Below are 25,721 nucleotides of genomic sequence, written 5' to 3' on the forward strand. Positions count from 1 at the left end.
AATCATTGTACATTAAGAAAGAGAAACTTCCATAATTGATACAACTTAGCAAAAAATCTTTCTTTTTTTCTCACTATAAATTTAGTAAAATATATTAACGTCTATATTTTTGTTAATTATTTAATGCTATCATTAATCTAAAATAGTAAACGCTTTATCAACTAACTAGATTAGAGTGGTTTTTCACAAAGGTCACTCATTCTTTAGCAAAACTTTTAAACGAGAAGGGATCTTTATGACAACATCCAAGGTGAAGACCTTATCACTCATTGCTGTTACCTGGCCTATTTTTATTGAATCGCTTTTGCATTTTTCTTTGCGAACGGCTGATACGTTTATGTTAAGTAAAGTTTCAGATGAAGCGGTTGCAGCTGTCGGAGTGGCGAATCAGTTAATTATGTTTATGTTTTTTCTTTTCCAATTTATCGCAACGGGGACATCTGTTGTGGTGGCCCAATATCTTGGTGCGAAGAAATTTGATGAAATCAAGAAGTATACAGGAAATGGAATTTTAATCAACCTAATCTTTGGCCTGTTCGTAGCAACCGTTATCATTGTTTTTAGTAATCAACTATTAGGATTATTTGAGCTCGAGCCGGAATTATTCTCACAAGCGAGAACCTTTTTGATTATTGTAGGGGGAGCTCTTGTTTTTCAAGCGATGATTGTGACGATGTCTATGATTATTCAAACCCACGGATTTACGAAAGAAACGATGTACGTTAGTGGTGGTATGAACATCATTAATATCATTGGGAACTACCTCTTTATTTATGGTGCTTTAGGTTTTCCTCAATGGGGCGTTCCTGGAGTGGCGATTTCAACGGCAATTAGTCAGTTTCTCGCGCTTATTGCTTTTGCTTTAGTTCTTTATTACAGAGTCAATCTGAAATTGACGTGGCATGATTTTATCGATATCCAAAAAGAACGTCTGAAAAAAGTGCTAAGTATTGGCATTCCATCTTCGATGACGATAATCTCGTATTCTAGTAGTCAAATTGTCACAACAGCGATCATAACGTTGCTAGGAACGCAAATGCTTGCGACAAGAATCTATACATTAAATGTTCTCTTTTTTGTAATGATACTAGGTATCTCCCTAGGTAGAGGATCACAAATTATTATCGGCCATTTAATTGGTGCGGGGAAGATGGATGAGGCATTTCAGCAAGGGGTACGAAACACGCGTTGGAGTATTCTGTTGGCGATGGTGATGACAACGATTCTTGTCTTAATCAGAGAGCGGTTACTCGGTTTGTTTACGAATGACCCAGAGATAATTCAGATGGGGGCCATCCTGCTAATTATGGGGTTATTACTTGAACCCGGAAGATGTTTAAACCTGGTTTATGGGGCGACACTTCAGGCCGCAGGGGATGCTCGTTATTTGATGATTGTCTCTATTGTGGTGATTTGGTGCTTTAGTGTGCCGATGTATTACATATCGGGAATCCATTTTGGTTGGGGATTAATCGGCATATGGTTTGTCTTTATTGCTGATGAATGGATCCGAGGTATCGCGTTATGGGCTAGATGGAGAAGCAGGGTTTGGGAGAAGAAGGCGCTCGTTAAGCATAAATCAGAAAATGTGGAGTCGGCATAAGCTAATAGCTCTCGACAAGAATCAGGGATGATCTGACGGGCATTCGAGTAAATCAAATAATAATCAAAAGAAAGCCACTATCTTCAAACGAAGAAGTGGCTTTCTTTTTTAATACACGCTTAATTCCCGGCTCCGCGATACCTTTTAACTCCGGCATTCCACAATAAAATAGAAATGAATAGGAAGACGACTCCCATCACTGGTGTTAAGAAGGCATACACATACCACTCTTCTCTTTTTAAAAAGTAAGCAGCAGGATACACTCCAACAAAGGCAAAAGGTAAAATCCATGTTAATACAAAGCGAATCACACGGTGGTAAATATCAACTGGATATCTGCCGTAATTTCCAATGTTATACATCATCGGCATGATATCTGTTCGGCTATCTGACCAAAAGCCAATGGTTGCAATGGAAATGAAAATCCCCGCATAAATAAAGGCCCCACCAATCACCATGGCGATAAAGATAAAGACATCATACCAGGCGAATGTTAACCCTAAGCTCGTTCCCGCATAAAACATAATCACTAATCCTGTTACTACACCGAATAGCGACTCTAGCTCCATTCGTTCCATAATAATTTGAAATAGACTATGGATTGGACGTGTTAAGATGCGATCCATTTCACCTTTAACGATATAACGATCATTAAAATCCCAAATATTAAAGAATGATGTAAATAAGGCATAAGGAATAAGGAAAAACCCATAAATAAAGATAATTTCTTCACGACTCCAACCACTTAATAGGGTGGTATGGCCGAATACAACTAAAATGAAAATTAAATTTACCGCTTGAAGTAAAAAGTCAGAGAAAATTTCTACAACTGTATCAACGCGATACGTTAATCTAGTTTTTAGATATTGAGAGGCGTATTGAAAGAAAATGGAAACATTAAACATCGTTTAGCCTCCTTGTACAATTAATTGTTTTTTTGCCAAATACCATAATAGCTGAATAGGAATGAGTAAAATAAGTGCCCAAAATGCTTGCAGCATGATGGCCGTATAAACCTCTTTTCCTACAAACCCTTCAGTGAAAATCATACTTGGTACATAGCTTATCGCTTGAAATGGTAAATAGGTCATAATAGATTGCGCCCAAAGCGGGTAAAATGAGATTGGGAGTAAAAGGCCTGAGAACAAATCGATGATGACACGTTTGGCCCTGATTAATCCCGAGTTATTAAATAAGAAGAACGTCATAATTCCAGTAAGTAAGTTGATTTGCGTGTTCACGATAAAACTAAATATAAGTGAGACAAAGAATAACATCCATATCGAAAAACTAGCAGAAAAACTAATTGGAAACACTAAGGACACAATCACCATCCCAGGTACGGAGAAAAACAATAAACGGAATATCCCTTCTCCAAGGCCTTGCATCGTTTTCATCCCTAAATAGTTGTAAGGCCTAATCATTTCAATCGCAACCTTACCATCTTTTATCTCAGTCGCAATTTCACGGTCAATATTATTAAAATAAAAAGCTCTAGCCATCCAAGCTACTGCCACATACGTGGACATTTGAAGAACGGATAACCCTTGAATTTCTTCTTTGCCACCATAAATAGCCGTCCATAAAAAGTAGTAAGCCCCTATGTTGATACTATAAATTAGAATCCCACTATAGTAGTTTGTCCGGTAAGCAAGCATCATTAAAAAACGAACCCTGATCATTTCAATATATTGACTCATGAGATGGCCATTCCTTCTTCATAAATCTTTCGGATAATCTCTTCAGTGGAAACTTCATTAATTCGAACATTCTTGATCAGATTGTTTTGAACCACTTTACTAATTAATTCTGAGACCATCTGTTCGTCGCCGTTAACATTTGCGAGCCATGTCGTTGCATCTTTTTGTTCCCAGTGAACCTTTGGAATACGAGGTAAGTTGTTTTCATGAGTCTCTGGTAGAAATTGAAACTCCACCTGTTTTCCTTCAACAGCTTTTGCTTGTAGTTGATTTAGCTTCCCATCATAGACAATCTTACCCTCATCCAATAGAACAACTCGTTCACAAAGGGCCTCGATATCTGTTAAATCATGAGTGGTCAGCAGAATGGTCGTTTTATATTGTTTATTAATTTCTTTTAAAAACTTTCGAATTTTCAACTTCACTAATACATCTAATCCAATTGTTGGCTCGTCTAAAAAGAGGAGGGGAGGATTATGAATAAGAGCCGCTGCTAATTCACAGCGCATTCGTTGCCCAAGCGACAGCTTCCGTACAGGTTTATCTAATAACGGACCAATTTCTAACGTTTCAATCACATGGCCCATATGATTCTTATAATCTTCATCAGACACACGGTATACCTTTTTTAATAATCTAAATGACTCTTGGACCGCAATATCCCACCATAACTGGGAGCGTTGTCCAAAAACAACGCCTATTGTGCGGACAAATTGTTCCCGTTCTTTATGGGGATCCATCCCATTTACGACGACAGATCCTGATGTTGGCGTTAAAATCCCTGTTAGCATTTTAATCGTCGTCGATTTGCCAGCACCATTTTCACCTATGTAACCAACCATTTCTCCTTGCTTCACGGTTAAGGAAATATTATCAACGGCTGCTAGCACTTTATAATTTCTTGTAAATAAGTCTCGAAAAGCTCCCGATAAACCAGAGCGACTTGAATGAGATTTGAATTCTTTACGTAAATCTTGAACCTCAATAATGTTCATCTTCATTCCCCCTGAGGCTAAATCAAAGCCCAATTTCTATCTTTACTCTCATGTTCTTTCTTAAGACAAATTATAGTTTAACCCCTACTTATTAATACAGCAAGTAAGGAACACTCGTTATATAGAAAATTGTGGAAAAGGCGCTAGTTAGCCCCATAATACAACCTTAGACGGTAAGTTTTCAATTAAGTGTAAGAATGATTACTTTCGAGGAGTGACAGACACCTTATCTCTATGTAAAATAGAGATAAGGTGTTGAGGATAATCATATTAAGAGAGGACTTAGGAAGAATAGATTGACAGCTACTAACAAATCATGATACAAACAGTATAAGGTATTTTAGTACATAAAAGCATAAAAGCATAAAAGTATTAAAGCGATAATTTTCAAACGGAAAATAAAACGTACTAAAGAATAGAATTATAGGAGGAGATATTATTATGGAACATAGTAACAAAATTATAGACTGTACCATTCGTGATGGGGGCTTAGTTAACAATTGGGATTTCAGCGTAGAATTTGTTCAAGACTTATATGAGGGACTAAGTAGCGCTGGTGTTGAATATATGGAAATTGGCTACAAGAACTCTGCGAAATTACTTCAAGCGACGGAGCCAAATCCTTGGAGATTTCTTGAAGATAATTTTTTGAAAGAAATTATCCCTGAGAAAAAGTTCACGAAGCTATCTGCTTTAGTCGATATTGGCCGTGTAGATTCAAATGATATTCTCCCACGTGAGCAAAGCGTGTTAGATATGATTCGGGTAGCATGCTATATCCGTGAAGTTGATAAAGGGTTAGAGCTTGTGCAAATGTTCCATGATCTTGGCTATGAAACGTCACTTAACATTATGGCTCTATCAAATGTACCTGAAAACCAACTGATAGAAGCGTTTGAAATGGTGAAGGCAAGCCCTGTAGATGTGGTTTATATTGTTGACTCTTTTGGAAGCTTAGATCCAGCCGATATTGAATATCAAGTGAAAAAATTTAAAGAGATGATCCCGAATAAACAGCTTGGAATTCATACACATAATAACATGCAGTTGGCATTTGCAAACACGTTAACTGCGATGCGAAATGGTGTGACGTTCCTTGATTCTTCTGTTTATGGAATGGGTCGTGCAGCTGGGAACTGCAACACAGAGCTTCTAGTTAGCCATATACAAAAACCAAGCTATGAGCTAATGCCCGTTCTTGGCGTGATTGAAAAGCACATGCTCGAAATGCGTCAAAAATGGGAGTGGGGCTATATCATTCCTTTCATGATTTCTGGTACATTGAATGAACACCCTCGTGTTGCAATGGCCTACCGTGCAAGCGAAGACCGTGATAAATTTGTGGAATTCTACGATAAAGTTACATCACCTGAGGCTTCTTCGGCTGCAGAGTCAAAATAAGTTAGATTGCAAAAGGTACCTTGATGAATCGAGGTACCTTTTTTTGCGTTGAAACATCTCAATTATCTTTTTATTAAAGTTAATGCGAAAGGGCGCGATACTGAAAAAAGGTAATTTATACTCAGGAAAAAGGTAGAAATCATTCATAAAAGCATCTAAGTAGAGAAAAATAAATGTAAGAAGATAAAGTAAAGGATGTTTTAAATGAAGAAAACAAATGGTTTTATATTTTTAATGACGATTTTACCGTGGCTTACTGTTCCTTTTCTAGGTGTAAAAGTATTAAGAAGATTTCTTCCAGCATCAATATTTATAAGTTTATACCTAATTGCTGAGGGGAGGTTTGCAGAAAAGAAAAAATGGTGGTGGTTCCCAATTAATGTTAAACCAAATATGTTAGGAGAACTGCCACTAATAATAGGTCCATTCTTAGTTGGCGCACTTTGGATATTGAAATTCACCTATGGTAAATTTAATCTATATCTCCTAATAAATATTATAGTTGACTCCCTCTTTACCTATTTGGGAATGGATTTGTTTAAGAAAATCGGTTACGCTACTTTGGTTAGGCTTTCAAAATTTCAATTATCAATTGTATTTTTAATAAAGACATTTTTGTTATATGGCTTTCAGGTGATATATGAAAGATGTTTTAAGTATATATCACCGTCAAAGCAAAGGATTGTGAATTAAGATACTTAAAGTATAGGGTCGTTGATCTAGAAGGGTTAACGCTCTTTTTGTGGAATTACTGAACTCACTCGCAGTAATGTTGAATAACAATAATCAATTTGAGAAAGGGTTGGAAAAATGATTGGAGAATGTTAAAGGAGTATTTACTCCTGTTAACATAGAAGAAGGCCACAGACTTTTACTAACATAGAATGTAAAAGTAAACCCAATAAGTGGAGAAGGTACTACCAAATTCTTTACTTTTTATGACAAGCGATGCCTTAACGTGACACCGCTGTAAATTATTATTTTACCTGTTCATAAAAACTACCATTACGTTTATATTTTTGTGGAATAAAATAATGAAGTAAACAAAATATTGAAAGTGAAGTCATAACAAGGTAAGTATGAATATATTCCTGAGCATCAGAATTTCCTTGAATAGAACGTTCAACAAAATACACACTTACTATCGAAATAACTATGATTAAGGCAAATTGAATCCATTTCGATAGATTAAAGTGTAGAATTATTGTGGAGGGAACAAAAATAAAGAGTAAATAAACTAATAAAAGAAACGGACCCAAAAAACCAATCTCCTCATACTTTGTGAATCCTCCAATTCCAGAATCCCACTCACTTAGCATAATTCTAACAATATGTACAATAAACGCTATAAAAGTTAACAAGAATGTACGCACACAAAGCATTATATTCATACAAACTTCCTCCCTATTTTGTATTTTAACATATGAACTAAGCCGGAAACTAATAACATAAATTCACTGCGATAACGTAGGGATGCTTTTTCTTTCTGTATGCAACAGAAAGGAAATTAATGTTAAAATTAAGTTGAGGTTTTAAGTTAAAGAGCAGAAGAGTGGAAGAAGAAAGTTCATAGAATCCGTTGATATGCCTAAGAATATTGCCAATCAAGTAATATGTATTTTTGTGAGTAATACTTTGATTATAAGGAGGGGTATTGGTGGATTGTTGCAGCTTGGTTACCGGGAACACATGACGCTTATTACCAAGACTTTAAGGATGATCTTGTAGACCTAGGTCCAAACCTAGAAGGTGCAAAAATCGGTTTAGTTGTTCCATCTTACATGGACATTGATTCTGTAGAAGACCTTAAATAAGGTGTTATCAGGGAATATCGTTAAGTAGAACCGGAGGAGATCCTTAAGGCTCTCCTCCGGTTCTTTTTCATGATCAGTAAGAAAAGTCATTGAATTTAGAGGTGATTAACAACTTCGGATAAATTAGCCTGACCCGGTATTTTACATACTGGGTCAGTTACTTTTTTACGAACCGTTTTTTAAGTTCTTTAACACGGGAGGCATTTTCTTTTCTTTACTGGTCTCTTTTTCCTGTTTTGGTCGCTCTTTCGCATTAGGATTTCCTGACCGGAATCTTGCTGCGTCCATGCCATCCATAATATTTGTCATTGGTGATCCCTCCTTTAAGAGTAGTCTCACCTTCTTTTTCGTATTTAAGCAATGAGCGCAGACCTCGCCTTCTTTTAAGTTCGCTATGAGTGGGTTTCTCATAGCGGGCGCGCGACGATCGGAGCCATTGCCGCTGCCTTGAATCTTCTAATAGAGACTTTCTCAGTACCCTCGAGCTTACCCCTTTCAAGTGGCCCTTCAGATGATATATAATCCACCTAGCTAACTAAGCTCAAGAGGGGATTAATGTCTGCCTTCGAATCAGAGCAATTAAGATACGATCTCATCGATAAAATAAACCCTGTGTTAATTTGATTTGAGATTAAGGAACCATTTGATTAACATTAAACTTATACTATAGATATAGGAAGTGAGGTAGCTATTGTTAATAAAAAAGTTTAAAATGCGTACGATTATTCTCTGGCTAGTTTGCATGGTTGTCGTGCTATCCTTATTATTTACTGATCTCTTAGTGAGTCAATCGATAAACGATAATAGCGTACGGTACGAAGAAGAAAAGGCGCTAACAGTTGCAAGAATTGTATCTCAAGCAGAGGTTGTACAAAAAGGATTGACAGAAGAAAGGGCAGGAGAAATCCAACTATATGCGAATGATGTTCGGCGATCAGCCGATGTTCTCTTTGTCGTTGTTATCGATATGAAAGGAATTCGCTATTCTCACCCAAATAGCATGCTAGTCGGCAAACCATTTAAAGGGGGAGATGAAGCTCTTGTGCTTGAAGGAGAGGAGTATAGTTCAATATCAGAAGGAACCCTATCCACTTCGCTTCGATCGTTTACCCCTGTGATGAATGAATCAAATGAACAAATCGGTGCAGTTTCTGTTGGGATTTCTCTAGAGCATATTCAACACATCACTAATCAAAATCATAGAAATATTATCGTAGGTTCTCTTCTAGGACTGTTAGTCGGGTTGATTGGTGCATTATTAATTGCCAATTACATAAAGAAAACGTTATATGGGCTAGAGCCACCTCAAATTGCGAAAATGCTAGAAGAACGTAATACGATGCTTCAATCTGTCCACGAAGGCATTATAGCGGTTGATCAGGATGGACTTATTACACTTGTAAATAAATCAGCGCTTACATTATTCAAAAAAGCAGGGTTACCTGAACAACCAATTGGGATGGATATAACGACGTATTTACCAATGACAGGTCTAGAGCGCGTCTTAAAAACAGGAGAAGCGGAGCTAGCTAGGGAAATAACGATTAATGAAATCTCTATATTAGTGAACCGTGTCCCGCTCATTGTTGATAACCAGGTGATTGGTGCCATTTCGACCCTTCGTGATAAGACGGAGGTCAAAGAGCTAGCCCAGCAGTTAACGGGGGTCAAGCTATATGTTGATGCGCTTCGTGCCCAGTCCCATGAGGTGAAAAATAATCTTCATGTGATTTTAGGAATGGTGCGAATAGGAGAATATGAACAATTGAAAACATTCATTCTTGATTTGGTGAACCATAAGAACCATGAAATTGGCCAAGTGACAGACATTCACGATGCCGTACTATCAGGTTTTTTGTTAGGCAAATTAAGTTATGCTAGAGAATGCGGAGTGAATCTGTCCATTAAAAGCGTAACCGTTATTCCAAAAGCTACGTCTGCGGATGTCATTCATGAGATTATTACGATCTTAGGGAATTTAATAAATAATGCCATTGAAGCTGTTGAGAATAGTCCATTTAAGAAAGTTGACGTGAATTTTTCTCTTGAAAATCAGCGTCTGAAAATGGAAGTGAAAGATACAGGCTCAGGTATAAAAACAGAGGATTTAGCAGAAATATTTGAAACGGGTTTTTCAACCAAAGGAGAGGATCGAGGCTATGGTTTGGCTTTAGTGAAAGCAAGTATTGACGATCTCAATGGGCACTTAACAATTGATACATTTAAAGGTTCTGGAACGACCATTACGGTTGAGATTCCATACGAAATAAAGGGGGATTCTATTGATTAAGGTGTTGATTTTAGACGATGATCCAATGGTTGCTGAATTCAATAGGCGCTATTTAAACGAAGTGGAAGGGTTTGAATTAGTAGCAATTGCAAAGTCTTTCAATGAAGCGATGGCAGTCATTAAAACAGAAAACATTGATTTGCTTTTATTAGATATTTACATGGCCGGAAAAAGCGGATTAGAATTATTACAACATATTAGGAAGAATGACAAATGGAAAATAGATGTGATCCTTGTGACAGCAGCCGATGATGTAGATTCGATCCAAACGGCACTAAGGTACGGAGCGGTGGATTATATTATCAAACCGTTTGAATTTGAACGATTTAACCAAGCCCTCACCACTTATAGAGAGAAGAATCATTTGCTTAAAAAGCTAAATTCTTTTAATCAAGAAGAACTGGATCGAAAAATTTTACAACAAAAAGAGAGCAAACATGCGTCTTTACCAAAGGGACTAACAACGAATACACTGCAAGTTATTGTAGATGTGATTCTATCAAAAGGGGAGGAACCTTTTTCGACAGATGAAATTGCTGAGCAGGTACAAGTCTCACGTGTGTCCGTTCGGAAATATATTAAGTATTTAAAGGAAATCGGTATACTTGGAGAGAGAATGACATACGGGGCCATTGGGAGGCCAGTGTACTTATATGTGAACAAAGACTTGACTAAATCAACATTTCAATCCTTTTTCTAAGCGGCCTCTGGTCGCTTTTTTTAGTTACAAAAGGTTTCTTAAGTTTCATAAACTGTCACAAATAATTCATATTTATTAAACTAATAGTAATTCATGTGAAACCGATTACAACAAGGGGGACAAAATGAGTCAGAGAAATTTAAGAGACCGAGCGATTCAACTACATCGCCAATATAAAGGGAAAATAGAAGTCGTTAGTAAAATAGAGATTACTAGTGAAGCAGACTTAAGCCTTGTGTATACCCCAGGAGTAGGAGATGTCTGTAAAGAGATTGAAAAAAATCCTAAGGAACTTAATCATCTAACAGCTAGAGGTAATATGGTAGCAGTTGTGACGGATGGTACGGCTGTTCTTGGTTTAGGTGACATTGGTCCACATGCTGCAATGCCGGTAATGGAAGGAAAATGTATGTTGTTTAAGACCTTTGCTGATATTGACGCATTTCCCATTTGTTTAGACACCAAAAATGTCGATGAGATTGTAACCGTTGTGAAAGCGCTACAACCAACCTTTGCCGGTGTGAATTTAGAAGATATCTCAGCGCCGCGTTGTTTTGAGATTGAAGATCGTTTAAAAAGAGAACTTGATATACCTGTGTTTCACGATGATCAACACGGGACAGCGATTGTGGTATTAGCTGGTTTATTAAATGGAATAAAAGTGGTCGGAAAGCAAATGGAAAAAGTAAAAATTGTGATTAATGGCGCAGGCGCCGCAGGAATTTCAATAGCAAAATTGCTCTTAGAAGCCGGCTTCGCACATATTACGCTTGTCAGTTTAGAAGGTGTTGTTCATCAAAATGAAAGTTGGTTAAATTCAAGCCAGCGGAACATCGCTAAAGTAACGAATAAAACAAATATTAAAGGAACTTTACAAGAGGCTGTAATGGGTGCAGATGTATTTATTGGAGTATCTGGGCCAGCAGCATTGAAAGCTGTACATGTGAAGAAAATGGCTAAAAATCCGATTGTTTTTGCAATGGCCAATCCGATTCCAGAAATATATCCGGAGGAAGCGCTAGCAGCAGGAGCAAAAGTAGTTGGCACAGGTCGTTCAGACTATCCAAATCAAATCAATAATCTGCTCGCATTCCCAGGTATTTTTCGAGGGGCAATTGATTCGGGTGCTTCAGATATAACGGTAGAGATGAAGATTGCTGCCGCATATGCAATCGCAAACTTGATACCAGAAAAAGAGTTGAGTTCAACCTATGTTATACCGAATGCGCTTAACAATGAAGTCCCTAAGGTCGTTGCAAAAGCAGTAGCAGACACTGCCTTAAAAAAGGAGCGAATACTCTTAAAACAAATTTAATAGTGAATATCAAAGAAGGAGAGTGAGGAATATGGAAGAAACAGTAAGAAAACTCGAAAATAGTGAGCCTACTCAGAAGGAATCAAAATTATATGCTCTCAATCCAACCAATCAATTAACAGTAATGGGGCTACCGCTCCTTTGGTTTGCAGTTTTTTTACTCGTAGCACTTGTAACCGTTTATACTGGAAACTTACCGACTGGAATGATTGGTAGCTTACTTGTCATGGTTGTGTTTGGAGAAGCACTCGGTTGGATTGGCGATCGACTACCACTTGTGAAAACCTATTTAGGTGGCGGGGCGATTGTCGCTATTTTTGGATCAGCTTACATGGTCTACAGTGGAATTTTGCCAGAGATCGTGACGGTTGGCGTCGATGAATTCATGACAACGGGCGGCTTCTTGGACTTCTATATCGCTGCTTTAATTACTGGAAGTATTTTAGGAATGAACTCAAAAGTACTCATGAAAATTGGGGTTCGTTACTTTGTGCCGGTTTTTGGAGCTGTTGTTGGAGCGATGGCAATCGCAGGTCTAGTTGGACTGCTAATTGGTTTCTCAATCAAAGACGCTGTTTTAGTCATTGCCCTACCAATCCTAGGTGGGGGTATGGGGGCAGGAGCCATTCCGATGTCTCAAGTATATTCTGAATTTCTAGGGAACTCACCGAGTTATTATATTTCGATTCTTGTTCCTGCTTTAGCACTTGGAAATGTTTTCGCTATTATATTTGCAAGTCTTCTAAATAGTCTTAGTAATAAAATGCCCTCTTTATCAGGAAATGGTCAGCTTATTCCAGGATTTAAGATGGAAGAAAAAAAGTCAAAGTTTGATATTTCAAAAATGGGTATTGGGTTACTTGCCGCCTTGCTATTCTTTGCCTGTGGTCAATTATTAGGCGCTATAATCCCACTTCATCCATATGCTTTAATGATTATTTTGGTAGCCATTGCTAAAATTGCAAATCTTATTCCTGAAAACGTCGTAGAAGGGGCAAGCCAGTGGTATCAATTTGTCGCAAAGACATGGACCCTTGCTTTATTATTCGGGATTGGTGTCGCGTTTACAGATTTAAATGCTGTTCTCGCCTCACTTAGTTTTCAATATGTTTTACTCGTTGCAGGGGTAGTGGTAGGTGCTGTATTAGGTGCAGCTTTATTAGGAAAACTAGTTGGGTTTTATCCAATTGAAGCTGCGATCACTGCCGGATTGTGTATGGCCAACATGGGAGGAACAGGTGACGTTGCTGTGTTATCAGCAGCAAAGCGCATGCAGTTAATGCCATTTGCACAGATTGCTTCTAGACTTGGCGGAGCCTTGATATTATTATTAGCAGGTTTGTTAATACCACTTTTTGTTTAAAAAATAAAAAGTAAGAAGTTCTCCCTTTTCAGATTAAAGTGTAATTTAAATCTGAAGGGGGATTTTTCTGTCTACGGCGTTGAAAAGTTTGATAAAAAATCCTACTGGGTAAAGACTTAGTAGGTGAAAGTAAGAGCTCTTGCATCTTAATGAGTAAGGAGAAAAAATAATTTGTACGCAAATATTTAAGGGCTTACTTTGTAGGAAATGGTATATTAAATTGGGAGAAGTAGACAATAAAAGGAACTGCCTGTTACGATGGAAAGTAAATAACAAAACATTTATAGAGTGCCAATATCTTTTGTTTTATGTAAAAAAAAGCTTTGAATTTTAAAAAGACATCGAAATAAAAGGAGATATGATGACAAATAGTAAAGCAATGACAGAAGCTGGATGGAACTTAGACAACAGTTATGCTCGTCTACCGGAATCGTTTTTTACCACCCTCGACCTAAACCCTGTACGAGCACCAAAGTTAATCATTCTCAATAAACCCTTAGCAGCATCCCTAGGGTTGAACGATGAAGCGCTGCAAACAACTGAGGGTGCAGAGTTATTTGCTGGAAATCAGATTCCTGAAGGGTCTTTGCCTCTCGCTCAAGCATACGCAGGTCATCAATTCGGGCATTTTAATATGTTAGGGGATGGGCGAGCTCTGTTGATTGGCGAGCAAATCACGCCCAAAGGTGAACGATTTGATATTCAACTCAAGGGTTCAGGTCGAACACCATACTCTCGCGGGGGCGACGGGCGAGCAGCACTTGGACCGATGCTGCGCGAATACATTATCAGCGAAGCCATGCATGCGCTTGGTATTCCTACCACCCGCAGCCTAGCTGTTGTGACGACAGGTGAGACCATTCTTCGTGAAACTGCACAGCCGGGGGCAATAATGACTCGTGTAGCGGATAGTCACCTACGTGTCGGTACCTTTCAATACGCTGCAGAGTGGGGAACAGTCGATGACCTTCAAGCTTTGGCTGATTATACAATAAAGCGTCATTTTCCAGAGCTTGAATCTGATGAGAATCGGTATCTTTCACTTTTTCAGGAGGTAATCAAGCGTCAAGCCGCGTTAATTGCCAAATGGCAACTGGTAGGCTTTATTCATGGGGTAATGAACACTGATAACATGGCCCTTAGTGGAGAAACAATTGATTATGGTCCTTGCGCCTTCATGGATACCTATGACCCCGAAACAGTATTCAGTTCGATCGACAGGCAGGGGCGATATGCTTATGGTAATCAGCCGAATATCGCGGGATGGAATCTCGCAAGGTTTGTTGAAACATTATTGCCTCTGTTGCATGATAATCAGGAGCAAGCGGTCGAAGTGGCCCAGGAGACGATTTCAGATTTTCCTGACTTGTATCGCAGTAATTGGCTCACAGGAATGAGAAACAAGCTAGGATTATTTAACGAAGAGCCAGAGGATGAAACCTTAATTGAAGGCCTTCTAAAATTGATGCAGAAGTATCGTGCGGACTATACAAATACTTTTCGCGCTTTAACGTTTGATAAACTTGAGGATACAGTCCTGTTTGGTAAGGATGAATTTGAGCAGTGGCATGAATTGTGGCAGGCGCGGTTAGCTAGACAGCAGGAACCAAAAGCTTCTTCGCATGAGTTGATGCGAAATTCCAATCCAGCGGTCATCCCGCGCAACCACCGAGTAGAGGAGGCTCTTGAAGCCGCAGAAAAAGATGGAGACTACGAAGTGATGGAGCGACTTCTTGATGCTCTTTCAAGCCCCTATGCGCACTCTCCAGAACAGGTTAAATATACCACATTGCCAGAGGCATCAGCCCGTCCGTACCGAACCTTTTGCGGAACCTGAAAGAGTAAATCATCTTCATATTGCAAAGGGGTTGTGGCATTATGTCACAACCTCTTTTATTTAACAAAGCAAAAAAGGACCATCTTAGCGATCCTTCTAGCTAGCTTGTTGTAATACCACTAATCTTTTTTTGTACACGATTTTTGAAATAGTGATACTAACTTCATATAAAAGAATTAACGGAGCCATGACAATAATCGCTGAAATAAAGTCGGGCGGGGTAACAAGAGTTGAGATAATGGTTAAAATAACATAAGCGAATTTTCGAGTTTTTACTAGAAGCAAAGGGGTCAAAATTCCTAGTCTAGTCAATAGTATGATAACGACAGGCATCTCAAAGAGAACCCCAATAGGGAGCGTTAAGTGCAATAGAAATTTAAAATATTTCTCAGCTGTGTACATTGTATTTAGTTGCTCTGTTGCTAGGGAATTTAAAAATGAAAACACACTTGGAAATAGCAGAAAATAGCCAAATGAAATACCAGCAATAAAGCAGATTAAGATGGAGGGTAAAAAAATCAACACTGCTTTTTGTTCTTCCTTTGATATAGCTGGCTTAATAAATTTCCATATTTGAAAAAGGACGATCGGAGTCGTGGCTACAATAGCAAATGACCCGGCTAAGACAAAATAAATCCAAAGTATATCACTTGGCCCTAAAATGGTCAGCTCTTGATTAGCAGACAGTATAATCAAGTTGTAAATTTCTTCGACAAAAATAAATCCAACACACATCCAAATAATAAAAGTAGCTAACGTTATAATGATTCTTTTGCGTAACTCCTCTAAATGTTCCTCTAACTGCATACCAGCGGGCATCAAAACTATCACCGTCCCTTTGAAAAATAGGAGAGATGTAATTTAGAAATTACATCTCCCTAACTCGGTTAGTTTATTGGTTTGTTTACCTCTTTAGACTGTATATCGTCTTCAGTTTCTCCTGAAACAAGGTCTTTTGTGGCACTCTTAAACTCTGTTAACGTTCGACCAAAAGCACGTCCGATTTCGGGTAACTTCGAAGGCCCGAAAATAACAAGGGCAATGATTAAGATTAAAATTAAACCCGGTACACCAATGTTATGAAACATAGTCATCATCTCCCTTTATTGTCTTATTAAATTCACTTTTCGCCTTTGAAAGCAACTTCTGCTTCAATTTCAATTAACCAATCGGAATTCACTAGCCCCTCAACACCCACAGTGGAACGTGCTGTTTTTACTGGATTTTCTTTCGTATTAAAGTATTTAGAATACGCTTTAAACCAACCGTCAAAATCAATCTTTCCGTCTAGTGCAGGATCTGGAACTACATACACTCGAAGATATGTAATATCAGACATGGAAAGGCCTTTGGATTCTAGGTCGATTTTAAATTTCTCTAGTATGGAAAGTGCCTGCGTTTCTGTATTTCCATACCGTTCGTAAATTGTTTTTCCGTTAGTATTTTTGAGGCTAGGAACAGTGCCACTAAAATAAAGAGTATTGTAATTGTGAGGGACAGCTACTGAGCTAGAAATTGTGGAAGTAGGGCTCCCAAAAAACGTCACTGTCTTTGCTTTCCATACTTCCAATTTTTCACTGCTAGCTCCAACCGTTGCCCCTATCATCAGACTAGCAATAACAAGACTAGAAGCGACTAAGTTTTTCGCCTTTTTTTTCATTAATCAAACACTCCTTTTCTTTCTATTTTGAATTATCCGACTTTTGTAGTTACAGCATCGCTTTCCTTCACAACCTGCTCATGGATGTCACTAACAGCAATTCGTGCCGATTCAAACGCTCCCGCCATCCAACCGGTCATATAGCTTAAATGTTCACCAGCTAAATAAATACGTCCTTGTGGCTTATTCAAGATTGGGTAATAATTCTTTCTGTCCGAAGCTGAATAAGAGGCCCAACCACCTTCATTGTACTTAATTTTGTGCCAAGCAAGGGAGAAGGCTGTTTCAAAGTCAATTTTGTACGTATCGTGAATTTTGGATCCTTGCGAAAGAGCATGTGCTTGACGTTGGGTAAATGACAAATTCCCTACATTTACAGCATTCTCACCGAAATTATAGTAACCAACAACTATCCCTTTTTTCGATCCATATCCAGAGGATGGGTACCAAATTTGTGATATATCCATATTGGTTGTTGTTATTCCACCATAAATTCGTTCATCCTCCCAAAAGCGCTTTTTAAACTGGAGACCGATTTTCCCTGTCGTTGCATAACCAATATTTTTTATAGCGTTTTGCATTTCAGCTGAAAAATCAGCTGGTATGTTTTTAAGTACGGGAAGAGGGATGGTGCATATACAGTAATCTCCTGTTATTTCTTTTGTTCCACTGTTTCCTTTTCCTTTATAGACGACACGGACACCATCAGCCGTTTGTCTAATTTCTTGCACCTCTGCACCGAATGTTATTTTACCCGGAAGTTGTTGTTCCAAAGCTCGAGGAATGGCATCCATTCCTCCGACAGGCTGAAACATTAAAACTTGTTGATTAAAATCGTATTCTGAAGAGATATTATTGGCCATTTGAGATGTTAAAACCTCATTTAGAGAATAAATGGTATCGATCTTACCTGGTGTAAGACCAGCTCCAGGGAGTTCCTTATATCCTCTTCTACTAGAACCGGTATAGGAGAAACTTGCATTTAAATCGCCTTCTCTACGCAAGTAATCTAGTAGCATTGAAGCATCTTCACTCGTCAGTGGCATGTCAAGTGCTGACTGATTGACGGCTTTGGCAAGTAATTCTGATACATGTCCGCGTATATCTGCTTTTATGGCTTGCTTTCGTATCTTCTTATTTGCAAGGGATCCAACATTTTCTTGATAGTAATAAGCTGTTTCATTAACGTTTGTGAAAATTTCCAATGGCACACCAAGTTCTCGACAATAATCCATCGTGATATGGTGCTGGGGAATCCGAGCAGGACCAGCATTGAAATACTGGTCACTATCAAATTTGGCTGTTTGCGCCACTCCTCCGATTTCCGTTTCAGTTGTGCCACCACGTACGGTCCAATTACGACCTCCTGTTCGATCTCGTGCCTCTAAGATTTTACAATCGTATCCAGCTTTACTAAACTCATATGCTGCGCATAACCCTGCAATCCCAGCTCCTAAAATCACGACTTTCTTTCCTGTTTTTTTAGCAGTTAAATCGCTTTTCTTAGGTGCTCTAAAGTCAGCATTGGCTGAAACAGAAGAGCCAAATAAGCCTAAGGTATCCATCGCTCCAAATACTGCAACAGCACCACCAACTTTGCCTACTTGAGTGAGAAAATCTCTTCGTGTAAGAATTTTTCCATTGTTACTTGCCATTAGCAACGCCTCCTCTGTTTTAGTAAATCTATTATTCGGTGTTTCTATAAAAAGCATATATTGAATTCAAACCTGAAACTAGTAGATTTGTAACATTTACTTACATAACTTATATTATTAGTTAAATATAACCAATAACGACCATTGGATTAAATGAATATTGTACTAACACGAGATAGAGAGAAACTACACCATCCATAATCATCAAAATGTTTAGACAACAAGAGTTTGAAGATATTTACCTAGGGAAGTATGCAGGCATGAGCGGTTTCATGCATGCAGTTATTTGTCGACTTAAATAGATTAAAAGAGTCAAATGACTCAAAATAAGCTTTCTGGCTTTTGACCAAAAACGTATACTTACCCAAAAAACGGGACGATTAACTAAGCTAATATCTCTGGTTCTGAGTATCTAACAAATAACCTCCTAAAATAAGTAATCTTATTACCTATAAATAGTCAGGTATATTTAGCTCAATACGGTAAAACTTCATGTTAGATTATGTCCGCACTAGCAAGTTAGAGGGGGTTTTACGTTGTTCTTAAAATTGTCATCAATTAGAAACTAGTATTTCGTACGTTAAAGTAATGCATCAGGTCGTTTAACTGGTATAATAGAAAAAAACAAATTCATAGCATAGAAAAGTAGGTTAAGACAATGGCACTGAAACACAAAGAAGAAGTGACTCATAATAAAAAATCCTTAAGAACTTACATGAAACAGGTGGTAGAGCATAAGTCTTTCCAACCGATAGTTATCGCCGTAATCTTATTAAACGGACTAATTATCATTACCGAGACGTATTTTACTGGTAATAATCTATTGATCTTCTTAGATAAAATCATTGTTTGGGTTTTTGTGATTGAACTATTATTAAAAATCATCGGTCTTGGTTTTAAAGGTTATTTCTCGGATAGATGGAATGTTTTTGATTTTGGTATTGTGATAGGGAGTTTAGTGTTCTACTCAACTCCATTCGTAAGCGTTCTGAGGTTAATAAGGGTATTGCGTCTGATCCGAATGATTCCAGCCATTCCTGCATTACGAAAAATAATCGACTCATTAATGAAATCCGTCCCAGCTTTAACAGGGATATTAGGGTTGTCGATTTTAATTTTTTCTATTTATGCAATTATTGGAACAACCTTTTTTAAAGATATTTTAGCAGCTGAATTTTTTGGAAGCTTTCATTCAGCACTTTTCACCTTGCTGCAAGTCGTAACGTTTGAATCGTGGGCGAGTCAGGTAGCAAGACCGATAATTAGTGAGGTTCCATGGGCGTGGGCTTACTTTGTATCATTTATCATCATTGGAGCATTGGTTATTTTAAACCTTGTCGTTGCGGTTATATTAAGCTATTTGGGCCAGGATGACGAAGTGAATCGAGAGGAACAGATGGATCGCTTGTTCCAAGAGAATCAGGAGCTAAAGAGAGATATTCAAGAAATCAAACAATTAATTCTTGATAGGAATAAATAAAATCATATTATAAAATCCACCTAATTTTGAGTTTGGGTGGATTTGTTTTATTACATATTATAGATGCTTCTCGGGGGGAAGTTTCTTTTAGAATATCAATCTATTCTCTAAATCTGGTAACTTATCAGGATTCATCGTAATATACATTTCGGTAATTTGATTAGAATTGATATAAAAACTAAGGGTACTATGAATTCTATCATTCACGTAATTGACAATTGCTGGCTGGCCATTGATCGTGTCAACTTCAAAATAAAAGGTTTCTGGAACCTTCTTCAGTATGACGAAGAAGTTAGTAGGTTTGTGACAAAAATGATATATTTTTTAGGGGAATGTTCAGGGCTGGTTTAAGTATTTAGAGCAGGGGAGGGGCCAAAAAGCTGATACGCCACATCGGTCATGAAGTCTACAGCCATGACCCAAAAATAAGCGAAGTTAAAAAGAGGGTTGTGCAATATGGTAATTGCACAACCCCTGAATTGTTATAGTTTAAACTACTGTCCCCATACCCATTGTTCCTTCACGACTGTTTCACGCGGTCCGATGCCTTCTTCAAGCTCAACCGGGTATTCTTGGTGCCATTCAAGGAAAGTATCATTATACTTTAGTATAGTTACCCAGTATGTCATTCCAGCTTCTGTTTCAAATCTTGCTCTATACTCGCCAAAGTTTGGGTTATGTTCCTCATCGACTAATTTAAGATTTACTTCTTCTCGTGCAGCGTAATCATGCACTTCTTGAATCATGCTCTCAAGAGTAACATTATCTGCTTTTCCATACGAAGGATAATTAAATCGCCAAACAGGTTCTTCCGTCGCTGCCGAATCTTCGGTGAATTTCGCATAGACGAGAACTTCATCCCCAGAACCAGATGAAACATTTTCTACCTCAAAATATTGAGGAATATACGTGGAGAATGGCATGCCTGTTTCGTCCATTAGTTTAAACGTATCAGTTTGCTGCATGCCTTCCTGTTCAAAGCTGAATTCCTGCTTAACAGGACGAACGTCTACCTCAACTGGCTCGAAGGCTTCCCATGGAATAATAAACGATGGAATTCCTAATGAATAAGGACCGATTTCATATTCACTAAAATAGACGGCCGGCCCCTTGTTCGTTACGTAGAATTGAGAGGTGTTTGGGTCTATTCCATCAAATTCATGATATTGCCCATACTCTAGTTGCTGTTCTTTATCCTTTATTACTTCAGATACGTTATGATTGATAATCGTTTCGTAGTCTGTATTCGCAGAGAAAAGGTCACTTAATTCCAATTGATTTCCCGTTTCAGGATTAAAAGTATAGGCGGTATGTGCGCTCATACCGTGAGCTCCACCTGTGTATTGAAATACTTCAAAAACAACACTCAAATAATTCGAATCGTTTTGCTCAATACGATAGTTTTCTACATAGTCATAAGCATCGGCCAATTCTTCGTTTTCTTCGTGCTGGGCAGTGTCCAATAAGGCTTTTCTCTCAATCACAGAATTATCCGCGTGAGCTTTTAAGGTTTGGTTGATCTGTTCCTGACTTGCGCTCTCTAGTCCCGTCACTCGCGGATAGTATATATCCTCAGCCGCAAGCTGCGGGAGCACAGCTACCTCTTTACGAAATGATTCCTCTTCTGCACGGGAGAGGAAGACCGCGAACTGTGAACGTGTCACGTTTTCAGAGGGACGGAAGGTTAGGTCTGGATAACCTGTGGTCAAGCGATGCTCACCAAGTAGGCTGATGTTATCGTATGCCCAGTATTGTTTTGAAACGTCACGATAGTCGACATGAGCGTTGCTTTCCAAGTTATAAGAACGAGTTAAAATCGCTGCCATTTGCGCACGGGTCAGCTTATCATTTGGATGAAATGCTTCTCCGTCAATAAAGTACCCAGCTTCTACTGCTGCTGCAATTGCTGGGTACGCGCTATCGCTTTCCTTTACATCAGTAAACGACACGGGGGCTGGGTTGGCAGTATCCAAGCCATGTATTCTTGCTAGAGTTCTAGCTGCTTGCGATCTCGTCATATCATCATTAGCTCCAAACAATCCATTTTCATAGCCGGTCATTACTTTCTGATCAGCCATAAAGCCAATTTCCTCCGCTGCCCAGAAGTCTGCTGACACATCCGAGTAAGAGATTTCTGCTGCCGCGGAAGTAGTCGAAAAGATAAATGCCACCAGACCGGCAGCAATCATTGCTCGTTTTTTCATAACTAAAACCAACTTTCTACGTATTTGTTTAGTTTGCTCTTAACTATTTAACGTTGCAACTGTTCATAAAGTGACAAAAAACAATGTACTATTGTTACAGGCTAACGCGCTTTAACACCTCCTTAAGCGCTGGTTTTAGGATGAATCGGTGCACCACTTAGATTTATGGTGCCTCCAAAAATTTCATTCCTTTTTGTTGTACCCGCTTGCCGTTTATGTAAAACTAATGAAAACTTAATAAGAATACGATAGGAATAAATTCGTCACCTCTAGGAACACTAAGTTTTGAGGTGAAAGAAAAATGGGATTTTTTAATGCGATTCGTCAATGGACAGAGACGAGAAAGAGCAAAAGGATTGCAGATTTCGAATTAGAGGGTACTTGTCCAAATTGCCAGGGTAGAGGCTTTAATATGTTAGAAAGTGAAATAATGATGGGCTCTTTTAATGACTGTACTGGCTGTAGAGGGAGTGGTTCCTTTTCGGATTGGGCAGAAACAAACTATTAAAATTGGCTTCATAGAAAAGACATTCATCAAGCACTCAGGTGTTTGATGAATGTCTTTTCTTATGTATTAAGGTGTGAACTATTCAAAAAAAGATTAATAGTTAGGAGATTAGGGTAATTGGAAATAGAAAGGGATTTCCTTCTAGTCGTTAGGAAAAATTTTGTTTATATGATAGAAGAGGAGGAACTACATTAAAGTATGGCTATTCAACTACATAAAAATAGTAAGTATAAAAGAAAGGAGGAGTCATAATGACGGCTACTTCTGAAAATGTTTCAATTGTTATACCAGCCTATAATCCAGATAAGAAGCTAGTGGAATTAGTAAATGAACTTAGTGCTTATAGCTTTAAAGAGATCATTATCGTCAATGATGGAAGTGATAAGCAATTTAAGCCTATTTTTGATAAGGTACGTTTTTTTACTTCATGCACATTATTGACTCATCCTGAAAATCTAGGAAAGGGACAAGCTTTAAAAACCGCCTTTTCCTATTATGTAGAAAATTATCAAGAGGGGATTGGGGTAGTAACCGCTGATGCTGATGGTCAGCATCGCCCTGAGGATATCAAAAAAATTGCACAGGAACTTGTGAACAAGCCCGCTAATTTAATATTGGGGGCACGAGACTTTTCTAAGGAAAATATTCCTGCACGAAGTCGTTTCGGTAATATTCTCACTCAAAAAGCTACTAAGCTAGTATCAGGTCTGAATGTTACTGACACTCAAACAGGTTTGCGAGGCATTCCTAGGGAGTTTGCAAAACAACTTTTGAATGTAAATGGCAAACGCTATGAGTTTGAAATGAAAATGATTTTAGCTTGTAAAACCTACAATAGGAATATTTCTGAGTTTAGCATCGATACGATTTATATAGATGAAAATGAATCTTCCCATTTTAATCCAATTATTGATTCAATCAAGATATATTATGTGTTTGGGAAATTTTTGATTTCTTCACTTCTTTCCTTTATAGTGGATATCGCTTTATTTGCTTTGTTTGTGTTTATTTTTAAAGCCTTTATGCCAGTAGGCTTTATTTTACTAGCAACCGTGCTGGCAAGATTACTATCTTCATTGTTCAATTTTGTAATAAACAGAAAGGTTGTCTTTAAATCGTATAATAACGTAAAGAAAAGACTGGTTATGTATGGTGCTTTAGCGCTTATTCTCATGGCCGCTTCTGCCTTTGGTGTCCACACCGTGTACCATGCCATTGGGTCACATGAAGTGTTAATTAAAATTGTTATTGATTCAATCCTGTTTTTGCTCAGTTTTTATATACAGCGTAACTGGGTGTTTAATCAGAGTGAGGTAAAGGTAAAAAAAGAGGTGAACTATGAGTAACGTGTTCATAATGGGTATACTTACACTCCTATCTTTTGCGGGGTTCGGTATGTATTTACGGCAGAGATATCAGATAGCGACTGCCGTAATTCCTCTTTTTCTTTTTTCGAGCATTGTGCTGCTGTTGTTTATTGCGGGTCTTCTAAATCTTCTTCTGGAATCAGTCTATGTTATTTTTCTGGCTGGTTTCTTTCTATTTATTTATTCGATATATCAGGTTTTTAAAAAGCGCATTTCAATTTCAACTTTCTTCACGCCACCGGTTGTTTTTTTTAGCTTTTGTTGTATTGTTTTTGCTATTTTGCTGAAGGGTGAGTTTTTGCTTCATTATGATAATTTCAGCCATTGGGGAATCATTGTAAAGGATATGGTGGAGACAAATAGTCTTCCGAATGATTCGTCAATCATTACGTATAAAAATTATCCTCCAGGTTCAGCGCTCTTTATTTACTATTTCGTCACACTCATTGGTTGGACTGAAAGTAGGACCTTAATTTCTCAAGCTATTTTAATTGCTAGTACCTTGACGCCATTGTTTATGTTTTCAACGTGGAGAAATTCAGCCTCACTCATAGGCCCTCTGTTTGTTGCAGGTATTGTGCTTCTTATTGACAGCGGAAGCATTTATACATTATTAGTAGATTCTTTATTAGGGTATCTGACTATCGCTATTGTTTTGATTGCCTACTATTATCGTGACCAGTGGCGATTCATGACGTTTATTAATTTACCAATCCTTTCTTTACTAATATTGGTCAAAGACAGTGGGAAAGTATTTTATTTGTTTATTCTTATTGGGATGGTTGTCTTGCTTTATCGTTACTATAGACGTCATTCCCTTCAGGTCGTAAGGGATAGAGTGGTTATTGGCTATACGTTAATAAATATCGTGGTCATTCCGTTTTTTGTAAATTTATTATGGTCCAAATACACTGAAAGTGCATACGCTTCGGGGTATGGTGAAAATAAGTTTGCGGTCACGAAAGAAACCTTTACGAGGAATAATAAATCGTTGGAATTCGCTGGGGACTTGTTGCAAGATTTGTTGAGTGCCTCATTCAACTTTTCATCTAGTTCGTTTCAAGCCATGTTTCTTGTGAATGTAGTAGCTGTGTTAGCAATTGTTCTCATCGCATTCTTATATAGAAGATTCGCGAAAACACTAGCTCTGACCGTATTGTTTGTAAATATATCGTATGCCGCCTATATTTTATTTTTGTATATGCTTTACCTATTTCTCATGCCGGAAGTGGAAGCGGTCTATTTGGCTGGGTTTGACCGTTACCATGCCACGATGACGATTTTCTATATTGGGACTCTGCTCGTATTTATCATTCATGAAGTGGTGAATGTACAGGAAGCCTTTCATAAAGGGAGGGCATGGATTCCTAAGTTCGTTGTGTTTTTAGCATGTTTGATAGTCATGGCTCCACTTCTCGGGGAAGCTCGGAGCTTCTTTGAACATGTGAAGTTTGCTGCTAACCCACGAATGGATGTTATAGAGTTGTATAGTCAATTAAAAGGTGAAGAAGATTACTTTAACACTACTCCTATTACACTTATTTACGATATAGGGGAATCGGACCGTGGTTTGTTACGCCATATTATGCGATATGAACGAATGAATGAGATGACTTCGATAAATACGGCATGTAAGTCAGAGGAAGACTTGGAAGAACTAATTGAGGATCTAAATCAATCAAGTTATCTTATCGTGTTAAAAGTCACCTCGGACATGGAAAAGTGTCTCGCTGATTATAATAGTATAGATGATTTAGAGCGGGGAATTTATCGAATTGAAGATGGTGTCATCTCTTCAAAAGTTAACTAATGCGAGAATCTGAAGAGGA

At 38.1% G+C, this 25,721-nt stretch carries 23 protein-coding genes; 13 read left to right on the forward strand and 10 right to left on the reverse strand.

The annotated features are described in order from the left end of the window. The first annotated feature begins 235 nt into the window (after positions 1 to 235). Positions 236 to 1,603, forward strand: coding sequence for an MATE family efflux transporter (locus CEF19_RS18630; protein ID WP_100407457.1), 1,368 nt, complete (start codon positions 236 to 238; stop codon positions 1,601 to 1,603). Between the two features lie 119 nt (positions 1,604 to 1,722). Here the strand turns inward: CEF19_RS18630 and CEF19_RS18635 are convergent, their stop codons facing one another. The 3 genes from CEF19_RS18635 to CEF19_RS18645 are packed head-to-tail and all read right to left on the reverse strand — an operon-like array spanning position 1,723 to position 4,298. After that, the gene (locus CEF19_RS18635) at positions 1,723 to 2,508 is read right to left on the reverse strand and encodes an ABC transporter permease (RefSeq protein WP_100407458.1); all 786 of its coding nucleotides are present in this window, start codon (positions 2,506 to 2,508) and stop codon (positions 1,723 to 1,725) included. A gap of 3 nt (positions 2,509 to 2,511) precedes the next feature. Further along, positions 2,512 to 3,303, reverse strand: a complete 792-nt coding sequence (locus CEF19_RS18640; protein WP_100407459.1) for an ABC transporter permease — start codon at positions 3,301 to 3,303, stop codon at positions 2,512 to 2,514. Next, the gene (locus tag CEF19_RS18645; protein WP_100407460.1) at positions 3,300 to 4,298 is read right to left on the reverse strand and encodes an ABC transporter ATP-binding protein; all 999 of its coding nucleotides are present in this window, start codon (positions 4,296 to 4,298) and stop codon (positions 3,300 to 3,302) included. The genes CEF19_RS18640 and CEF19_RS18645 overlap by 4 nt, the downstream gene beginning before the upstream one ends. Before the next feature lie 441 nt (positions 4,299 to 4,739). Here CEF19_RS18645 and CEF19_RS18650 point away from each other — a divergent pair, with 441 nt between their 5' ends. Beyond that, the gene (locus CEF19_RS18650; RefSeq protein ID WP_100407461.1) at positions 4,740 to 5,699 is read left to right on the forward strand and encodes an aldolase catalytic domain-containing protein; all 960 of its coding nucleotides are present in this window, start codon (positions 4,740 to 4,742) and stop codon (positions 5,697 to 5,699) included. Between the two features lie 204 nt (positions 5,700 to 5,903). Then, positions 5,904 to 6,392: a hypothetical protein gene (locus CEF19_RS18655; RefSeq protein WP_100407462.1), complete on the forward strand. Its 489-nt coding sequence runs from the start codon at positions 5,904 to 5,906 to the stop codon at positions 6,390 to 6,392. 284 nt (positions 6,393 to 6,676) lie between these two features. On the opposite strand, the gene CEF19_RS18660 is transcribed toward CEF19_RS18655, so the two are convergent. Further along, complete coding sequence (locus CEF19_RS18660; protein WP_100407463.1) at positions 6,677 to 7,090, reverse strand: hypothetical protein; 414 nt, start codon at positions 7,088 to 7,090, stop codon at positions 6,677 to 6,679. 270 nt (positions 7,091 to 7,360) lie between these two features. On the opposite strand from CEF19_RS18660, the gene CEF19_RS18665 reads away from it, so the two are divergent. After that, positions 7,361 to 7,513: a glycine betaine ABC transporter substrate-binding protein gene (locus tag CEF19_RS18665; RefSeq protein WP_319830099.1), complete on the forward strand. Its 153-nt coding sequence runs from the start codon at positions 7,361 to 7,363 to the stop codon at positions 7,511 to 7,513. 165 nt (positions 7,514 to 7,678) lie between these two features. On the opposite strand, the gene CEF19_RS23290 is transcribed toward CEF19_RS18665, so the two are convergent. Beyond that, positions 7,679 to 7,822: a hypothetical protein gene (locus CEF19_RS23290; RefSeq protein ID WP_157801006.1), complete on the reverse strand. Its 144-nt coding sequence runs from the start codon at positions 7,820 to 7,822 to the stop codon at positions 7,679 to 7,681. A gap of 382 nt (positions 7,823 to 8,204) precedes the next feature. On the opposite strand from CEF19_RS23290, the gene dcuS reads away from it, so the two are divergent. The 5 genes from dcuS (at position 8,205) to CEF19_RS18690 (ending at position 15,018) form a co-directional block, all read left to right on the forward strand. Further along, entirely contained in the window at positions 8,205 to 9,803 is a 1,599-nt protein-coding gene (gene dcuS, locus CEF19_RS18670) for a DcuS/MalK family sensor histidine kinase (RefSeq protein ID WP_319830083.1), read from the forward strand. Further along, positions 9,796 to 10,503 carry a response regulator gene (locus CEF19_RS18675; protein ID WP_100407464.1) on the forward strand — a complete coding sequence of 236 codons (708 nt, stop codon included), beginning with the start codon at positions 9,796 to 9,798 and terminating at the stop codon, positions 10,501 to 10,503. The genes dcuS and CEF19_RS18675 overlap by 8 nt, the downstream gene beginning before the upstream one ends. A gap of 124 nt (positions 10,504 to 10,627) precedes the next feature. Beyond that, complete coding sequence (locus CEF19_RS18680; protein ID WP_100407465.1) at positions 10,628 to 11,818, forward strand: NAD(P)-dependent malic enzyme; 1,191 nt, start codon at positions 10,628 to 10,630, stop codon at positions 11,816 to 11,818. A gap of 31 nt (positions 11,819 to 11,849) precedes the next feature. Continuing rightward, positions 11,850 to 13,181 carry a 2-hydroxycarboxylate transporter family protein gene (locus CEF19_RS18685; protein WP_100407466.1) on the forward strand — a complete coding sequence of 444 codons (1,332 nt, stop codon included), beginning with the start codon at positions 11,850 to 11,852 and terminating at the stop codon, positions 13,179 to 13,181. A 361-nt stretch (positions 13,182 to 13,542) separates the two neighbouring features. Continuing rightward, the gene (locus CEF19_RS18690) at positions 13,543 to 15,018 is read left to right on the forward strand and encodes a protein adenylyltransferase SelO (protein ID WP_100407467.1); all 1,476 of its coding nucleotides are present in this window, start codon (positions 13,543 to 13,545) and stop codon (positions 15,016 to 15,018) included. Between the two features lie 96 nt (positions 15,019 to 15,114). On the opposite strand, the gene tatC is transcribed toward CEF19_RS18690, so the two are convergent. The 4 genes from tatC to CEF19_RS18710 all read right to left on the reverse strand — a co-directional run bounded on the left by tatC (position 15,115) and on the right by CEF19_RS18710 (position 18,333). Beyond that, entirely contained in the window at positions 15,115 to 15,837 is a 723-nt protein-coding gene (gene tatC / locus CEF19_RS18695) for a twin-arginine translocase subunit TatC (protein WP_100407468.1), read from the reverse strand. A gap of 68 nt (positions 15,838 to 15,905) precedes the next feature. Then, positions 15,906 to 16,106 carry a twin-arginine translocase TatA/TatE family subunit gene (locus CEF19_RS18700; RefSeq protein ID WP_100407469.1) on the reverse strand — a complete coding sequence of 67 codons (201 nt, stop codon included), beginning with the start codon at positions 16,104 to 16,106 and terminating at the stop codon, positions 15,906 to 15,908. A gap of 32 nt (positions 16,107 to 16,138) precedes the next feature. Beyond that, the gene (locus CEF19_RS18705) at positions 16,139 to 16,678 is read right to left on the reverse strand and encodes a RidA family protein (RefSeq protein ID WP_100407470.1); all 540 of its coding nucleotides are present in this window, start codon (positions 16,676 to 16,678) and stop codon (positions 16,139 to 16,141) included. A 32-nt stretch (positions 16,679 to 16,710) separates the two neighbouring features. Further along, positions 16,711 to 18,333 carry a flavin monoamine oxidase family protein gene (locus CEF19_RS18710; protein WP_100407471.1) on the reverse strand — a complete coding sequence of 541 codons (1,623 nt, stop codon included), beginning with the start codon at positions 18,331 to 18,333 and terminating at the stop codon, positions 16,711 to 16,713. 658 nt (positions 18,334 to 18,991) lie between these two features. Between CEF19_RS18710 and CEF19_RS18715 the strand changes: the two genes are divergently transcribed. Continuing rightward, the gene (locus tag CEF19_RS18715; protein ID WP_100407472.1) at positions 18,992 to 19,813 is read left to right on the forward strand and encodes an ion transporter; all 822 of its coding nucleotides are present in this window, start codon (positions 18,992 to 18,994) and stop codon (positions 19,811 to 19,813) included. Positions 19,814 to 20,307: 494 nt separating this feature from the next. Here the strand turns inward: CEF19_RS18715 and CEF19_RS18720 are convergent, their stop codons facing one another. Beyond that, a complete protein-coding gene (locus CEF19_RS18720) occupies positions 20,308 to 22,017 on the reverse strand; it encodes an S-layer homology domain-containing protein (protein WP_100407473.1) in 1,710 nt (569 codons plus the stop codon). Positions 22,018 to 22,318: 301 nt separating this feature from the next. On the opposite strand from CEF19_RS18720, the gene CEF19_RS18725 reads away from it, so the two are divergent. The 3 genes from CEF19_RS18725 to CEF19_RS18735 all read left to right on the forward strand — a co-directional run bounded on the left by CEF19_RS18725 (position 22,319) and on the right by CEF19_RS18735 (position 25,702). Beyond that, positions 22,319 to 22,525: a methionine aminopeptidase gene (locus CEF19_RS18725; protein WP_100407474.1), complete on the forward strand. Its 207-nt coding sequence runs from the start codon at positions 22,319 to 22,321 to the stop codon at positions 22,523 to 22,525. Between the two features lie 251 nt (positions 22,526 to 22,776). Beyond that, entirely contained in the window at positions 22,777 to 23,871 is a 1,095-nt protein-coding gene (locus CEF19_RS18730; RefSeq protein WP_100407475.1) for a bifunctional glycosyltransferase family 2/GtrA family protein, read from the forward strand. Continuing rightward, a complete protein-coding gene (locus CEF19_RS18735; protein ID WP_100407476.1) occupies positions 23,864 to 25,702 on the forward strand; it encodes a hypothetical protein in 1,839 nt (612 codons plus the stop codon). Before CEF19_RS18730 ends, CEF19_RS18735 begins: the two co-directional genes overlap by 8 nt. Positions 25,703 to 25,721 lie beyond the last annotated feature (19 nt).

It is taken from the genome of Bacillus solitudinis (assembly GCF_002797395.1).
GTDB classification, from domain to species: Bacteria; Bacillota; Bacilli; order Bacillales; family Bacillaceae_D; genus Halalkalibacter_A; species Halalkalibacter_A solitudinis.

What these genes read in the sequence shown, in the direction of transcription:
- CEF19_RS18650 (WP_100407461.1), top strand. Translation starts at nt 4,740, where the DNA reads ATGGAACATAGTAACAAAATTATAGACTGTACCATTCGTGATGGGGGC.
- CEF19_RS18705 (WP_100407470.1), bottom strand. Translation starts at nt 16,678, where the DNA reads ATGAAAAAAAAGGCGAAAAACTTAGTCGCTTCTAGTCTTGTTATTGCT.
- CEF19_RS18710 (WP_100407471.1), bottom strand. Translation starts at nt 18,333, where the DNA reads ATGGCAAGTAACAATGGAAAAATTCTTACACGAAGAGATTTTCTCACT.
- CEF19_RS18635 (WP_100407458.1), bottom strand. Translation starts at nt 2,508, where the DNA reads ATGTTTAATGTTTCCATTTTCTTTCAATACGCCTCTCAATATCTAAAA.
- CEF19_RS18715 (WP_100407472.1), top strand. Translation starts at nt 18,992, where the DNA reads ATGGCACTGAAACACAAAGAAGAAGTGACTCATAATAAAAAATCCTTA.
- CEF19_RS18685 (WP_100407466.1), top strand. Translation starts at nt 11,850, where the DNA reads ATGGAAGAAACAGTAAGAAAACTCGAAAATAGTGAGCCTACTCAGAAG.
- CEF19_RS18700 (WP_100407469.1), bottom strand. Translation starts at nt 16,106, where the DNA reads ATGTTTCATAACATTGGTGTACCGGGTTTAATTTTAATCTTAATCATT.
- CEF19_RS18690 (WP_100407467.1), top strand. Translation starts at nt 13,543, where the DNA reads ATGACAAATAGTAAAGCAATGACAGAAGCTGGATGGAACTTAGACAAC.
- CEF19_RS18655 (WP_100407462.1), top strand. Translation starts at nt 5,904, where the DNA reads ATGAAGAAAACAAATGGTTTTATATTTTTAATGACGATTTTACCGTGG.
- CEF19_RS18630 (WP_100407457.1), top strand. Translation starts at nt 236, where the DNA reads ATGACAACATCCAAGGTGAAGACCTTATCACTCATTGCTGTTACCTGG.
- CEF19_RS18640 (WP_100407459.1), bottom strand. Translation starts at nt 3,303, where the DNA reads ATGAGTCAATATATTGAAATGATCAGGGTTCGTTTTTTAATGATGCTT.
- tatC (WP_100407468.1), bottom strand. Translation starts at nt 15,837, where the DNA reads ATGCCCGCTGGTATGCAGTTAGAGGAACATTTAGAGGAGTTACGCAAA.
- CEF19_RS18660 (WP_100407463.1), bottom strand. Translation starts at nt 7,090, where the DNA reads ATGAATATAATGCTTTGTGTGCGTACATTCTTGTTAACTTTTATAGCG.
- CEF19_RS23290 (WP_157801006.1), bottom strand. Translation starts at nt 7,822, where the DNA reads ATGACAAATATTATGGATGGCATGGACGCAGCAAGATTCCGGTCAGGA.
- CEF19_RS18680 (WP_100407465.1), top strand. Translation starts at nt 10,628, where the DNA reads ATGAGTCAGAGAAATTTAAGAGACCGAGCGATTCAACTACATCGCCAA.
- CEF19_RS18720 (WP_100407473.1), bottom strand. Translation starts at nt 22,017, where the DNA reads ATGAAAAAACGAGCAATGATTGCTGCCGGTCTGGTGGCATTTATCTTT.
- CEF19_RS18725 (WP_100407474.1), top strand. Translation starts at nt 22,319, where the DNA reads ATGGGATTTTTTAATGCGATTCGTCAATGGACAGAGACGAGAAAGAGC.
- CEF19_RS18645 (WP_100407460.1), bottom strand. Translation starts at nt 4,298, where the DNA reads ATGAACATTATTGAGGTTCAAGATTTACGTAAAGAATTCAAATCTCAT.
- CEF19_RS18730 (WP_100407475.1), top strand. Translation starts at nt 22,777, where the DNA reads ATGACGGCTACTTCTGAAAATGTTTCAATTGTTATACCAGCCTATAAT.
- CEF19_RS18735 (WP_100407476.1), top strand. Translation starts at nt 23,864, where the DNA reads ATGAGTAACGTGTTCATAATGGGTATACTTACACTCCTATCTTTTGCG.